The organism is Paucibacter sp. KBW04 (assembly GCF_003852425.1).
Lineage (GTDB): Bacteria > Pseudomonadota > Gammaproteobacteria > Burkholderiales > Burkholderiaceae_C > Paucibacter_A.
On record NZ_QAJN01000014.1, the window covers coordinates 13,122 to 27,080 of the forward strand.

General features: G+C 63.7%; 13 protein-coding genes. 7 read left to right on the forward strand and 6 right to left on the reverse strand.

The window, feature by feature from the left end; all coding sequences use genetic code 11:
* Window positions 1-170 precede the first annotated feature (170 nt).
* The 4 genes from DBR47_RS17015 to DBR47_RS17030 all read left to right on the forward strand — a co-directional run bounded on the left by DBR47_RS17015 (window position 171) and on the right by DBR47_RS17030 (window position 4,833).
* Window positions 171-1,022 carry a CheR family methyltransferase gene (locus DBR47_RS17015; protein ID WP_124452231.1) on the forward strand — a complete coding sequence of 284 codons (852 nt, stop codon included), beginning with the start codon at window positions 171-173 and terminating at the stop codon, window positions 1,020-1,022.
* A 114-nt stretch (window positions 1,023-1,136) separates the two neighbouring features.
* Window positions 1,137-1,769 carry a chemoreceptor glutamine deamidase CheD gene (gene cheD, locus DBR47_RS17020; RefSeq protein ID WP_231512379.1) on the forward strand — a complete coding sequence of 211 codons (633 nt, stop codon included), beginning with the start codon at window positions 1,137-1,139 and terminating at the stop codon, window positions 1,767-1,769.
* Window positions 1,770-1,793: 24 nt separating this feature from the next.
* Window positions 1,794-2,885: a chemotaxis response regulator protein-glutamate methylesterase gene (locus DBR47_RS17025; protein WP_124452235.1), complete on the forward strand. Its 1,092-nt coding sequence runs from the start codon at window positions 1,794-1,796 to the stop codon at window positions 2,883-2,885.
* Window positions 2,886-3,039: 154 nt separating this feature from the next.
* The gene (locus DBR47_RS17030; protein ID WP_124452237.1) at window positions 3,040-4,833 is read left to right on the forward strand and encodes a GGDEF domain-containing protein; all 1,794 of its coding nucleotides are present in this window, start codon (window positions 3,040-3,042) and stop codon (window positions 4,831-4,833) included.
* Window positions 4,834-4,850: 17 nt separating this feature from the next.
* Here the strand turns inward: DBR47_RS17030 and DBR47_RS17035 are convergent, their stop codons facing one another.
* Window positions 4,851-5,180, reverse strand: a complete 330-nt coding sequence (locus DBR47_RS17035) for a hypothetical protein (protein ID WP_124452239.1) — start codon at window positions 5,178-5,180, stop codon at window positions 4,851-4,853.
* Window positions 5,181-5,274: 94 nt separating this feature from the next.
* On the opposite strand from DBR47_RS17035, the gene DBR47_RS17040 reads away from it, so the two are divergent.
* A complete protein-coding gene (locus tag DBR47_RS17040) occupies window positions 5,275-6,243 on the forward strand; it encodes a LysR substrate-binding domain-containing protein (protein ID WP_124452241.1) in 969 nt (322 codons plus the stop codon).
* On the opposite strand, the gene hemW is transcribed toward DBR47_RS17040, so the two are convergent.
* From hemW to DBR47_RS17065, 5 genes are read right to left on the reverse strand one after another with little or no spacing between them, the layout of a single operon-like run.
* Window positions 6,240-7,433: a radical SAM family heme chaperone HemW gene (hemW, locus tag DBR47_RS17045; RefSeq protein WP_124452243.1), complete on the reverse strand. Its 1,194-nt coding sequence runs from the start codon at window positions 7,431-7,433 to the stop codon at window positions 6,240-6,242. The genes DBR47_RS17040 and hemW overlap by 4 nt on opposite strands.
* 4 nt (window positions 7,434-7,437) lie before the next feature.
* Window positions 7,438-8,061, reverse strand: coding sequence for an RdgB/HAM1 family non-canonical purine NTP pyrophosphatase (gene rdgB / locus DBR47_RS17050; RefSeq protein WP_197047126.1), 624 nt, complete (start codon window positions 8,059-8,061; stop codon window positions 7,438-7,440).
* A gap of 12 nt (window positions 8,062-8,073) precedes the next feature.
* A complete protein-coding gene (rph, locus tag DBR47_RS17055) occupies window positions 8,074-8,826 on the reverse strand; it encodes a ribonuclease PH (RefSeq protein ID WP_124452245.1) in 753 nt (250 codons plus the stop codon).
* Window positions 8,827-8,839: 13 nt separating this feature from the next.
* Window positions 8,840-9,838 carry a PP2C family serine/threonine-protein phosphatase gene (locus tag DBR47_RS17060; protein WP_124452246.1) on the reverse strand — a complete coding sequence of 333 codons (999 nt, stop codon included), beginning with the start codon at window positions 9,836-9,838 and terminating at the stop codon, window positions 8,840-8,842.
* On the reverse strand, window positions 9,835-10,803 hold the full coding sequence (locus tag DBR47_RS17065) for a serine/threonine-protein kinase (protein ID WP_124452248.1): 969 nt from the start codon (window positions 10,801-10,803) through the stop codon (window positions 9,835-9,837). The genes DBR47_RS17060 and DBR47_RS17065 overlap by 4 nt, the downstream gene beginning before the upstream one ends.
* 31 nt (window positions 10,804-10,834) lie before the next feature.
* On the opposite strand from DBR47_RS17065, the gene DBR47_RS17070 reads away from it, so the two are divergent.
* Window positions 10,835-11,758: a YicC/YloC family endoribonuclease gene (locus DBR47_RS17070; RefSeq protein WP_124452250.1), complete on the forward strand. Its 924-nt coding sequence runs from the start codon at window positions 10,835-10,837 to the stop codon at window positions 11,756-11,758.
* Between the two features lie 563 nt (window positions 11,759-12,321).
* Entirely contained in the window at window positions 12,322-13,920 is a 1,599-nt protein-coding gene (locus tag DBR47_RS17075; RefSeq protein WP_197047127.1) for a ShlB/FhaC/HecB family hemolysin secretion/activation protein, read from the forward strand.
* Window positions 13,921-13,959 lie beyond the last annotated feature (39 nt).

The following is a 13,959-nucleotide window of genomic DNA, read 5'->3' on the forward strand; positions in this document are numbered from 1 at the left end:
TTGCGTCGGCAGTCTAGCAGGGGGCGCAAATATGACAGTTTTGAAACAAAGGGCCAATGCTTGTGTTGTTTGACCTATGCAGAACGCTAATCGCCCATCACACTGGACGTCGATGCAAAATCAAGTTTTGACCTGCGCATAAGCCCTGACAGACCAACCGAGCTCATCACATGTCTGCTGTACCCAGTGCCTCCGGCGCCGAAGTCATTGACCACGAATTCAGTTTTAGCAAGCAAGACTTCGACCGCGTTCGCGAACTCATTTACAAGCACGCCGGTATCAGCCTGCACGAAGGCAAGCACGCCATGGTCTACAGCCGCCTGTCCAGGCGCCTGCGCGAGACCGGCCACAAATCCTTCTCCGCCTATCTGCAGTGGCTGGAGTCCACCACCGGCGCCCAGGCGACCCAGGAGTGGCAGGAGTTCGTCAACTGCTTGACGACCAATCTCACCTCCTTCTTCCGCGAAGAACACCACTTTCACGCCCTGGCCGAGGACCTCAAGCCCTGGGCCGGCAAGCCGGTGCGCATCTGGTGCTGCGCCGCCTCCACCGGCGAGGAGCCCTACTCCATCGCCATCACCTGCAGCGAAGCCCTGGGCAGCAATGCCTCGGTGTCCATCACGGCCAGCGACATCGACACCAATGTGCTGGCCAGCTGCCGGCGCGGTGTCTACAACGCCGATGCCCGTGGCCTGGATCAAACCCGCTTGCGCAATTTCTTCATGCGCGGCACCGGTGCCAACGCCGGTCGCATCCGCGTCAAGCCCGAGCTGCAGCGCTGGATTGACTTCCGCACGCTCAATCTGATGGACAACCAGTGGTCCCTAGGCGACCCCTTCCATATGGTGTTCTGCCGCAACGTAATGATCTACTTCGACGCACCCACACAACGCAAGGTGCTGGAGCGGATTCACCGCGTGATGCGGCCCCAAGGGCTTTTATTCGTCGGACATTCGGAAAATTTCACCGAGTCGCGTGATCTATTTCGCCTGCGCGGCAAAACGATTTACGAGCGCGTCTGACGCGAGAGCGCAGACTCACCCTAAAGACAGCAGCCTCTAGGCCGATACAAACCCATGAGCAATCCCTCCGCCTATTCTGGAGTCGGTGCCACCGCAGCTGCGGGCGCGGGCGCGATGTCACCCAGCGGAGCTGGTGCAGCACGCGTGGCGCAGCTGAAGTCCGTGCAGCGCAAGCAGGGCGAAGCCTCCTTCTTCTTCTACGACGCCCACTTCAAGAACGCCGCCGTCAAGATCCTGCCGGGGGAGTACTTCGTCGACAACGAAGACCTCTTGGTCATGACCACCCTGGGCTCCTGCATCGCCGCCTGCCTCTGGGACCGGCACGCCCAGATCGGCGGTATGAACCACTTCATGCTGCCCGATGGTGCCGGCGATTCCGGCCGTTACGGCTCCTTCGCGATGGAATTGCTGATCAACGAGATGATGAAACGGGGGGCGTCCAAAAGCCGCATGGAAGCCAAGATCTTTGGCGGCGGCGCCGTCATCGCCGGCATGAACACCATCAATGTGGGTGAGCGCAATACCAACTTCGTCATTGACTACCTCAAGACGGAACGTATCCCCATTGTTTCCAAGGATGTGCTGGACATCTACCCACGCAAGGTCTGCTTCTTGCCGCACAGCGGCAAGGCCATGGTCAAACGCCTGGCACCGGCCAATACCGAGGCACTGATCCAGCAGGATCGTGCCGCTGCCCAGAAGGCGCAGCCGGTGGTCGCCACGGGCGGTTCCGTCGATTTGTTCTAAGTCCTGCTCAGTCAGGAGAAAACGATGCCAAAAATCAAAGTAGTGGTGGTCGACGATTCCGCGCTGGTGCGCAGCATTCTGTCCGAGATCATCAATCGCCAAAGCGATATGGAATGCATTGGCGCCGCGGCCGACCCGCTGCTGGCGCGCGAAATGATCCGTTCCCTCAACCCCGATGTCATCACCCTGGACATCGAAATGCCCCGCATGGACGGGCTGGACTTCCTCTCCCGCCTGATGCGCTTGCGCCCCATGCCGGTGGTGATGGTCTCCACCCTGACCGAACGCGGTGCCGAGGTGACGCTGAAAGCGCTGGAGCTGGGTGCGGTGGACTTCGTCGCCAAGCCCAAGATCGGCGTGGCCGATGGCATCCGCCAGCTGGCCGACGACATCACCGACAAGATCCGAATCGCGGCCAAGGCGCACATCCGCCGCGCCCCGGCCGCACCCGCCGCCCCTGCGCCAGGCACTGCACCGGCCGCCACGGCCAAGCCAGTCACCATGGCCAGCCTGGGCCGACTCTCGACCGAGAAAATCATCTTCATCGGCGCCTCCACCGGCGGCACCGAGGCCACCAAGGACGTGTTGGTCAATCTGCCCGCCGACTGCCCGGCCGTGGTCATCACCCAGCACATGCCGCCTGGATTCACCAAGAGCTATGCGGCCCGCCTGGACGGCCTGTGCCGCATCCGCGTCAAGGAAGCCCAGGACGGCGAGCGCATCTTGCCCGGCCATGGCTATATCGCCCCGGGCGGCTTCCATCTGAGCGTGGAGCGCTCCGGCGCCAATTACATCGCCCGGGTGCAGGATGGCGAGCCCGTCAACCGCCACAAGCCTTCGGTCGAGGTCTTGTTCCACTCCGCCGCGCGGGTGGTAGGCCCCAATGCCCTGGGCATCATGCTGACCGGCATGGGTGCCGACGGCGCCAAGGCCATGAAGGTGATGAAGGACGCCGGCTCCTACAACCTGGTGCAGGACGAGGCCAGCTGCGTGGTCTTCGGCATGCCGCGCGAAGCGATCGCGGCGGGGGCTGCGGACGAAGTGCTGCCCTTGCAGCAAATCGCTGGGCGCCTGATCGAACGCCTGCGCAGCGCGGGCGTCTCCAACCGGGTTTAAAACCCACCAGGCCTTCCGTAGGCCTTCAATAGGCTTTCAACAGGCCTTCAGCAAACACCGTGTGAGTGATTTATTACTCACACGGTTTTCATTTTTCCGTGTCAGCGATTTCAGCTTTCGCGACCCTGTCATTCTTGGGCGCGAGCATGTGCCCATGATTACTTTGACCGCGCCCAGCCGCACGCTGGACCGCCCTGCCCCGCTGCGGGTTCAGACCCTGATCAATGAAGACCTGCTGAGCACCCTGTTTCAGCCCGTCGCCCAGCTGGATTCCGGCCTGATCTACGGCTATGAAGCCCTGGTGCGCGGTCCCGTGGGAAGCGCCCTGGAGTATCCCGACGCCTTGTTCGCCGCCGGTCGGCGCGAGGGCCTGACGGTGGAGCTGGAAATGCGCTGCGCCCTGCAAGCCCTGAAGGACTGGAGTGGGCAAAAGCTGGCCGGTAAGCTACTGGTCAATATGAGTGCCGCCGCCCTGGCCAGCGCCGTCGCCCAGGACCAAGGCCAGGGCGGCCTAACCATCTGCGAGGCCTTGGGCTTGCGCGCCACCGACATCGTCATCGAGCTGACCGAGCATGAGCGCGTCGCCGATATCGACAGCCTGCGGCGCGCCATCTCCTATCTGCGCCGCCAGGGCGTCAGCATCGCGCTGGACGACTTTGGAGACGGCCGATCCTCCCTGCGCCTGTGGTCGGAGATCCAGCCCGATCTGGTCAAGATCGACAAATACTTCACCCACGATCTACCCGCCCATGCGGAGAAGCTGCAGACCTTCCGCGCCCTCTTGCAACTGGCCGAGACCTTTGGCGCCCAGCTGGTGGCCGAGGGCATCGAAAACGCCGAGGAGCTGCGCGTCTTGCGCGATCTGGGCGTGGCCTATGGTCAGGGCTGGTTCCTCGGGCGCCCCAGCCGCGAGGGCCAGCGCGAGATTCTGGCCGCCGCCCGCGATGTGCTGGCCAGCAATGACATCGCCGTGCTGCCCGAACTCAGGCGCGCGTCCAGCAATGGGGTGACGGCCGAGCGCCTGATGATGGAAGCCGTGACGGTGGACGAAGAGACCACGCACGAGCAGCTGTTCCGCCTCTTCAACGAGCACGAACAGCTGCACGCGGTGGCCGTGCTCAACCCCCAGCAGCAACCCGTCGCCCTGGTGGACCGCAGCCAGTTCATCAACCGCTGGGCCAAGCCTTTCTTCAACGATCTCTATGGCCGCCGGGCCTGCACCTTGTTCGCCAACCCCACACCGCTGATCGTCGACGCCGATACCGGCATCGAGGCCCTGACCACGGTTCTGACCTCGGCCGACCAGCGCTATCTGCGCGAGGGCTTCATCATCACCCGTGCAGGCCGCTACCTGGGCTTGGGCACGGGCGAGCAGCTGGTGCGCTCGGTGACCGAGGCCCGCATCGAGGCGGCCCGCCACGCCAACCCGCTGACGTTTTTGCCCGGCAACATCCCCATCAGCCAGCACATCGGCCGGCTGATTTCCAGCGGGCGCGAGTTCGTCGCCGCCTATGCCGACCTGAATCACTTCAAGCCCTTCAACGACGAGTACGGCTATTGGCGTGGTGACGAGATGATCCGCCTGGTGGCCCGTGTGGCCAGCACGCATTGCGACAGCCAGCGCGACTTTTTGGGCCATGTGGGCGGGGACGACTTCGTCATCCTGTTCCAGAGCGACGACTGGGAGCGCCGCTGCGAGCAGATCGTCGAACGCTTCAACGACCTGGCCCGCAATCTATTCGATGCCGCCGCCTTGGAGGTCGGCGGCATCATGGCCGAGGACCGGCACGGCGATCTGCGCTTCCACCCCTGCACCACCTTGAGCATAGGCGCGGTGCGCATCAGCCCGGGCAGCTTGCAGCGGGCCGAGGACGTGGCCACGGCCGCCGCCACCGCCAAGCGTCATGCCAAGCATGAGCAGCTCAGCATCTATGTGATGGCCAGTTAGGCCCCTGCCCGCCGGACTCAGGTGCCCGAAGCATTGGCGGCCGAAGCCGCCGCCGTGGCACGCGGCTGCGGCAAGGTCTTGCCCTTGGCCTTGAGCAATTGCTGCTCCACTGGCGCCAGGCGCGATTGCGCCACCCGGGTGCACAGCTCGGCCGCCTGATGAGACTGGGCCTGGGCCTTCAGCTGCTGACGGCAGCTATGAGCCGCTGCGTCGGCGCGACCCATTTCCCGCAACACGGGCTCGCGGTCCACCCAGGCTTGGGCCGGGCTGAGCAGGAAGAAACTGGCCGCCAGGGCCAGCAGCAGCGGCATCGCGCTGAGGACGAAAGATGCTTGTTTTTTGTTCATAGGACCTCTTTTTTTAAGCCTGGTAATCCTATCAACCCAACAATCGATAGACAAATGCTTTGTTCTGCACAGTTTGGTTAGAATTTCTTTCCAAATGTCCGACCTACCTAAGCTCCCCCTGCAATACCTGGCCGCCTTTCGCGCCGCTGCCCAAAGCCAGAACCTGCGGGCCGCGGCCGAGCGCCTGCATCTGACGCACAGCGCCGTCAGCCAGCAGATTCGTTCGCTGGAAACCCAGCTGGGCTTCCCTCTCTTCGACCGCATGGGGCGCCGACTCAGCCTCAACGCAGCAGGCCAGACCTTGTTGCGTGGGGTGGAGCTGGCCTACGCCGAGCTGGACCAGGCCCTGCGCGCGGCAGCGGCCCAACATGGCAGCGCGGCGCAGAACCTGCGCATTACCGTGCTGCCCTCTTTTGCCCAGCGCTGGCTGATGCCCAGGCTGGCTCGCTGGCATGCCCTGCACCCGGAGATCACGCTGGAGCTGCATGCCTCCCAGCAAATCATCGATCTGGAGCGCGAGGGCTATCACCTGGCCTTGCGCCACGGTCTGGGGCCCTGGAACGATCTGGTCAACGAGGCCTTGTTCGAACCCACCCTGCTGCCGGTGGCCGCGCCGGCCCTGGCCCATCGCCTGATCGGCCAACCCTTGGCCGCACTTGCCGACGCCCCCTTGCTGGGCGACCCGGCCGAATGGACTTTTTGGTTTGAGACCCAGGGCCTACGCGAACGCATCGTGCCCATGGCCACCTTCAACGACAGCGGCCTGATGCTGCAAGCCGCCGAGCAAGGCATGGGCGTGGCCCTGACCCGTGAACTGATGGCGGCCGACGCCTTGCTGGAAGGCCGCCTGGTGCGGGTGGCGGCCGAGCTGCCGATGGCGACCGAGCAGCGCCGCTATCACATCGTCTACCCGCCGGCCCTGCGTGAGATGCCGGCGCTGCGCGCCTTTTGCGATTGGCTGCATGCCGAGATCGCCCGCTCCAGCGCCGATCTGCACGGCATGAAAACCGCGGCGGCGGCCGCGTCATCAAAGCGCGCGCGCCGCCGCCAAAGCAAGACCTAATCCGCCAGAAACAGCGACTGCAGATCGCTCAAAAAATCGAAGCCCCGTTCGGTCGCAGCGATGCGCGCCGGGTCGGCCTGCAACAAGCCCTTGGCACGCCCCGCCTCCATGGCCTTGGCAATGCTGGAGGGTGGCAGGCCGGTGCGTTCCAGAAACTGGCTCAGCGGTACACCTTCGCGCAGGCGCAAGGCATTGAGCATGAACTCAAAGGGCAGCTCCGCTCGCGCCACCTCGTTCTCATTCGACACCGCCGCGCCTTCCAGCGCTTTGCCCATATAGGCCGCTGGCTCACGCCAGCGCACCTGGCGCAAAACCCGGTGCGGGAAGGACAGCTTGCTATGCGCCCCCGCACCAATGCCCAGATAGTCGCCAAACTGCCAGTAGTTCTGGTTGTGGGCACATCGGTGACCGGCGCGCGCGTAAGCAGAAACTTCGTAGCGCTCCATGCCCTGCTCGCCGGTGCGCGCGGTGATCAGGTCCAGCATCTCGCTGGCCAGATCGCCGTCCGGCAAATCGCGAGGCGGGGCCACGGCGAAGCGGGTATTGGGTTCAATCGTCAGGTGATAGACCGAGAGATGCGGCGGCTGGTAAGCCAAAGCCGTCCTCAACTCCTCGTCCAGCTGCGCCAGGCTTTGCTGGGGCAAGGCATACATCAGGTCGATATTGAAGGTCTCGAAGGCCTGGGCGGCCTCGGCGATCGCGGCCCGCGCCTGCTCACCGCTGTGCACCCGGCCCAAGGCCTTGAGCTTGCTGTCGTCAAAACTCTGCACGCCGATGGACAAACGCGTCACCCCAGCGGCGCGGAAGCCCTTGAAGCGGTCGCGCTCAAAGGTGCCGGGGTTGGCCTCCAGCGTGATCTCGCAGCCGGCCTCCAGCGGCAGGCGAGCGCGCAGGTCCGAGATCAGCTCGGCGATCTGCTCCGGTGCGAACAAGCTGGGGGTGCCGCCGCCGATGAAGATGCTGACCACCGGCCGGCCCCAGATCAGCGGCAAGGCCGCTTCCAGATCGGCGCGAAGCGCGGCCAGATAGGCACGTGCGGTGTCCACCGGCAGGGATTTTTCGCCACCGCGAATCTCATGCGAGTTGAAGTCGCAGTAAGGGCATTTGCGCAAGCACCAGGGCAGATGCACGTAGAGCGAGAGCGGCGGCAGGGCCGCCAGCGTAAGCGTGCCCGGGCGCATTAGATGCATCAGATCAGCCAAGATGCCAGACCTCACGCATTTGCTGCACCAGATCGGCCGCGGCGAGGGCACGGTGGCTCAGCGCATTCTTCTGCGCCGCACTCAGCTGGGCCACGCTTTGGCCCAAGCTGGGAATAAACATCAACGGGTCGTAGCCAAAGCCGCCCTCACCCGCCAGCGCAGGCAAGATCTGACCCTGCCAGCGGCCCATGGCGATCAGGGGCTCGGGATCGGTGGCGCTGCGTACAGCCACCAAGGAACAAACAAAGCGCGCCGCGCGTTGCGCCGGCTCACTCAAATGCGCCATCTGCTCCAGCAAGACGCGGTTGTTGTCGGCATCCGATTTGGGCTGGCCGAACAGCGTGGCATAACGCGCCGACAGCACGCCCGGCGCACCGCCCAAGGCCTCCACCGCCAGACCCGAGTCATCGGCCAGGGCCGGCAGGCCACTCAGCTTCGCCGCATGGCGGGCCTTGGTCAGGGAGTTCTCGACAAAGCTGTCGAAGGGCTCCTCGGCCTCGGGAATACCCAGCGAGCCTTGCGTCACCAACTCCACGCCCAGGGGCGCAAACAGGGCCTGCAACTCCGCCAATTTCTTAGCATTGTTGGAGGCCAAAACCAATCGTGTCGTCAACATCGCGTCCAAGCTTTACAGCAAACCCAGGGCCTGGCGCTGAGCCCTCAGCAGCTCGCCAATGCCCTTCTCGGCCAGGTCCAGCAAGGCATTCATTTCCTGACGGGTGAAGGCTGCGCCTTCGGCCGTGCCTTGCAACTCCACCATGCCGCCGGCCGCGGTCATCACCACATTCATATCGGTGTCGCAGCCCGAGTCCTCGGTGTATTCCAGGTCCAGCAGGGGCACGCCGTTCACGATGCCCACCGAGATGGCGGCCACCGCGTCCTTGATGGGCGTTTGCGCGATCTTGCCCTGGGCCAGCAACCAAGTGACCGCATCATGCGCGGCGACAAATGCGCCGGTGATGGCGGCCGTGCGGGTGCCGCCGTCGGCCTGCAAGACATCGCAGTCCAGCGCGATGGTGCGCTCGCCCAGCAGGCTCAGATCAAACACGCAACGCAGCGAGCGGCCGATCAGGCGCTGAATCTCTTGCGTGCGGCCACTTTGCTTGCCGCGTGCGGCCTCGCGGTCGCTGCGGGTGTGAGTGGCGCGGGGCAGCATGCCGTACTCGGCCGTCACCCAGCCCTCGCCCGAGCCGCGCTTGTGCGGCGGCACTTTTTCTTCCACCGAGGCGGTGCACAAGACCTTGGTACCGCCGAATTCGATCAGCACCGAGCCCTCGGCATGGCAGGTGTAGTTGCGGGTGATGGTCACCGGGCGCAGGGCGTTGGCAGCGCGTCCAGCCGAACGCTCAAAAGTGTTCGGCAATGTGTTCTCAGCAGTCATGAATGAAGAATCCTCAGGTTTTCTTTTTGCCAACGCGGCTGGACATGATTTCCTGCAGCCGCGTCGAATCGGGCATGGTCACGGGCGGCGCGACCTCAAGCGGCTCACTCTTGGCCCGGGTCTTGGCCTGGCGTATGGCCTCGTTGATTTCGCGGACGGAGCGCTCGATCTCGGCCTCGTCCATTTCAAAGCGGCGCTCATTGCCCAGACCCAGGCTTTGAATCGTCGAGGCATAGCCCAGATCTTTCAAATCCTGGCTGGAGTCGGCATCGGGCTCGCCCGCACTCTCCCACTCCACCGCCAGAGCGGTGACATTGTCGCAGCGTGGGCCGCCATTGCGCAGCGCCTGCTCGACCAGCTCGGGCACACCATCGGCAATCGGCCGGGCCGCCAGCAGCGCGGCGATCTCGTCGTCAGCCACGTTGTCCCACAGGCCATCGGAGCACAGCAGCAGGCGGTCGCCCGTCTCCAGCTGCATGGGGCCAAAGCTGTCGATCATGGGCTTACCCGGGCTGCCCAGGCAGGTGAACAAGACATTGCGATTGAACTGCTCACCCGGCTGCGGCAGGCGGCCCAGGGCGGTCTGCAGCTCGCTGTAGGAGTGGTCACGGGTGCGGGCCACCAGGCGGCTGGCTCGCAGCATATAGAGGCGTGAATCACCGCAATGCGCCCAGTAGGCGGTGCGCCCCTGCAGCACGCAGGCCACGACGGTGGTGCGCGGTGTGTCGCTCATGCCTTTCTCGGCGCCGTAGCGCAGCAGTTGCTGATGCGCAATCTGGACGGCATCCTGCAAAAATTGGCCGGGATCGGCCAGCGCCGGATTCGCTTCCCGCTGAAACATGGCGGCCAGGGTTTGCAAGGCCAGCTGCGCGGCGACCTCACCCTCGGGGTGACCTCCCATGCCGTCGGCCAAGGCAAACAAGCCCGCCTCGCGGGTGTAGCAATAGCCCATGCGGTCTTCGTTTTTCTCGCGCCCGCCTTTGCGACTGACCTGGTAGGTGCTGAACCTCACGCCTTGGCCCCGGTCTTCAGGTTCTCCAGCTGCAGTTTCAGGCGCTCGCTAAAGGACAGCTTGGTGTAGCGCCGCTCCGTCTCACGCGACAACTCTTTTTGCAAGGCAAAAACGCTTTGCGGCCTTGAGAGCGGGTCCAGCGCCATGCACCACTCGGTCACCTCGATGAGGTTGTCGGAATAGACATTGCGCAGGCGCGACAGGCTCAGGGCCAGCCGATCTTTCTCCAGCCGTTGCGGTGCATCGTTAGGCGGATAGCCCTGCATGCAGGCATAGATGCAGGCGCCGATGGCGTAGATATCGGTCCAGGGCCCCAGAGCGCCATCGCGCCGGTACATCTCGGGCGCGGCAAAGCCGGGCGTGTACATGGGGCGGATGAAATTGCCTTCCTTGCTCAGCACCTCGCGCGCGGCGCCGAAGTCCAGGAGCACGGCCTTGTTCTCGTTGGTGATGAAGATATTGGCCGGCTTGATGTCCAGATGCAGCATCTTGTGCTGATGCACGATGCGCAGGCCGCGCAGGATCTCGTCAAACAGGCTGCGTATGGTGGACTCGCGGAAGACCTTGTCGCGCTTGAGGTCGCGGGCGGTGACGATGAAGTCCTGCAAGGTATCCCCCTGCAGATAGTTCATCACCATGTAGACGGTTTCGTTCTCGCGAAGAAAGTTCAAGACCGAGACCACGCTGGGATGCGAGATCTGCGCCAGCGAGCGGCCTTCTTCGAAAAAGCTCTTCAGACCCAGGCGGTAAAGCGGCTGCTTCTCGGGTTTGACACGCGGCGTCAATTCGCCGGGCGAGCGCTCGGCCAGGCTGGAAGGCAAGTATTCCTTCAGAGCAACGAGATGACGTTCGGGGTCTTCGGCCAGATAAACCACACCGAAGCCACCGGCTGCCAATCGCTTGATGATCTGGTAACCCCCGACCACCGTACCTGCGGGCAGTGGGGCCGGTTTCGGCTTTGACATAATCGACTTTTATTTCCACACCGGACGCTAGATGCCAGTCTACAGCATGACCGGATATGCCAGCGCCAGCTCGCAATCCACCCCCCCCAGTGAAAACTCCCCGGCCAGCAGCGGAGGCACGTCCACCGTTTCGGTCGAGATCCGCTCGGTCAACGGGCGTTTTCTGGACCTGGGTTTTCGCATGCCCGAAGACCTGCGCGGCCTGGAGCCCGCCCTGCGCGAGCTGCTGACGGCCAAGCTCAAGCGCGGCAAGATAGAGCTGCGCATCAATACCCAGCGCGAGAATGAGAGCAACTGGCCCCAGCCCCAGCCCGAGCAGCTCAACAAGCTGGCCCGCCTGGAGGGCTCGGTGCAGAACTGGTTGCCCAAGGCACAGCCCCTGTCCGTCCACGAAGCCTTGCAGTGGTGCAAAGGCGGCGGCAATGTCACCGAAAAACTGGACGAGCCCGCCATGGAGGCGGCAAAAGCCTGCGTGCAAGGCCTGCTGGAAGCGCGTGAGCGCGAAGGCGAGAAGCTGGTCGCCATCCTGATGGAGCGCATCAAGCATCTGCGCAAGCTGGCCGATGCGGCCGAGCCCATGCTGCCCGCCATCGTGCAGCGCCAGCAGCAGCGCTTTCTGGAGCGCTGGCAAGAAGCCCTGGCCAGCACCGGCGCGGCCCAGACCATCCCGGAGGAAAACCTGCGCGAGCGCGCCCTCAACGAGGCCGCCGCCTATGCCATCCGCATCGATGTGGCCGAAGAGCTGGGCCGCCTGCGCGCCCACCTGGAAGAGATCGCCCGCTTGCTCAAAAAGGGCGGCGAGATCGGCAAACGCCTGGACTTCCTGATCCAGGAACTGCACCGCGAGGCCAACACCCTGGGCTCCAAGGCCGCCGCACTGGAGCTGACCAATATCTCGGTGGAGATGAAGGTGGCGGTGGAGCAATTGCGCGAGCAGGTACAAAACATCGAGTAAGCCCCAGCGCAAACCCTTTGAATTGCTGCGCTGAAACCCTTTCAGCGCTGAATTTCAGGCGACTCTGCCCAATATGGGCCGAGTCGCCTTTTTATTTTGTACGCCAAATTCAATAAGCCCAGGAAACCCCTGCCTTATTCATCGAACACGAATTGATTCGATGTGTTTGAAATCGGCAAATTTGGCAAAAATACTTACCATCCACGCACGTTAAAGCAGCCCGGTAGCGCCAGGAAACCATGCACGCCACGCCCGGCAAGAGGCAATCCAAGCCCGGCTGACATAGAGAAAAAAGATAACGCCAAAACTCCTAGCACTGTTTTTCGGGCTCGCGGGCGATGCCTGATCAAACGATGGCTTCAAGACAGAGGAAACCGGCAATATTTCGCAAACCTCGCAATTGTCTCAACTGTTGTTTTTATCGATTTAAGCACCTCCAGACGCCAGAATAGTTTTTGCTCCGATTGAAACCAAACCGGGTGCGGCGATTGCGCTGCTCAGGAATAACGATGATTTCACTGCGTTCACAGCAAAAACTATGCGGCCTGCTTATTCTGCAAGGGATGAGTTGCGCCTGGGCTCAAAGCGACGCCGGTGCCATCCGGCAACAGATCGAGCAAGGCATCCCCAGCCCGCGGCCGGAGTCCAGCACGCCGCCGCTGCGGCTGGCGCCCGCGCAGCTGCCCAGCCAGGGCGACACCCGCGTCTTGATCAAGGAATTCGTGTTGCAGGGCAATCGCCTGCTAAGCGATGCCGACTTACAAGCCCTGCTCTCGCCCTGGCTGAACCAGCGCCTGAGCTTTGGCCAGATGCATCAGGCCAGCCAGGCGGTGGCCGAGGCCTATGAGCGCGCCGGCTGGCTGGCCCGGGTGCTGCTGCCGGCTCAGGACGTGAGCGAAGGACGGCTGCGGCTGCAAATCGTCGAGGCGAACTTTGGCACGGCCCATGTGCAGGCCGAGCCCGGCAGTCGCGTCAAGCCGGAGTTGGTCCAGCGCATGCTCATGCAGGCCCAGCCCAGCGGCTCGCCGCTGAGCCTCGCGGCCCTGGACCGCGCCCTTTTGCTGGCGGGCGACCTGCCCGGTGCCCAGGTCAAAGGCAGCTTGCGAGCCGGCGAACAAGAGGCGCAGACCGATATCGACATCCAGCTCAGCGCCCAGCCCCTGCTGTTGGGGGATTTGCAGCTGGACAACTATGGCGGCCGATCCACCGGCAACACCCGTCTGGGCGCCAACCTCCAGCTGCAAAGCCCAGCCCGCCTGGGCGATCAGCTGCTGGCCAGCTTCAGCGCCTCACAAGGCAGCCAGTACGGGCGCCTGGCCTATACCTTGCCCTTGGGCAGCCAGGGCTGGCGGGGCGGCGTGAACGCGTCCCTGATGCGCTATCACCTGATCGCCCCCGAGTTCGAGGCCCTGGACGCCAAAGGGCCCAGCAGCACCCTGGGCCTGGAGGCCAGCTACCCCTTGCTGCGCAGCCGCAACACCAATCTCTACGCCAATCTGAATCTGGACCACAAGTACTTTCACAACCAGAGCCTGGGCGCCGACACCTCCAAATACCGGATCGAGGTCGCCAGCCTCTCCTTCAGCGGCAACCGACTGGACAGCTGGGCACGCGGGGGCGCCAACTCCTTCCGTCTGGGCTTGAGCGGCGGCCATGTGAACCTGAATGGTTCGGCCAATAGCCAAGCCGATGCCCTGACCACACGCACGGCGGGCAAGTACCTGAAGCTGAATTGGCAGCTTGCGCGCCAGCAAACACTCAATGAATCCCTGGTCGGCGTCGTCGAGCTGAGCGGCCAGTTCGCCAGCAAAAACCTCGACTCCTCGGAAAAGTTCTATCTGGGCGGCCCCTACGGTGTGCGCGCCTATCCCGTCAATGAAGGCGCCGGCAGCGCCGGCTTGATGGCAAGGCTGGAGTTGCGCGCCAGCCTCTCCCCGCAATGGTCGGCCACCGGCTTTGTGGACGCGGGCCGGGTCACCATCAATCAAGACAACCACTTTGAAGGGGCGCCCGCCCTCAACAAGGCCAGCCTCAGCGGCATGGGTCTGAGCGCGGCCTACAGCACGGGCAAGGGCCAGCGCCTGCAAGCCACGCTGGCCACCCCCTTTGCCAATAGCGCGCAAGGCCCGCGCGTCTGGGTCAGTCTGAGCCAAGCGCTCTGAACCCGGCACGCCCTCGTCTCAAGAATCAACCAGAAATCA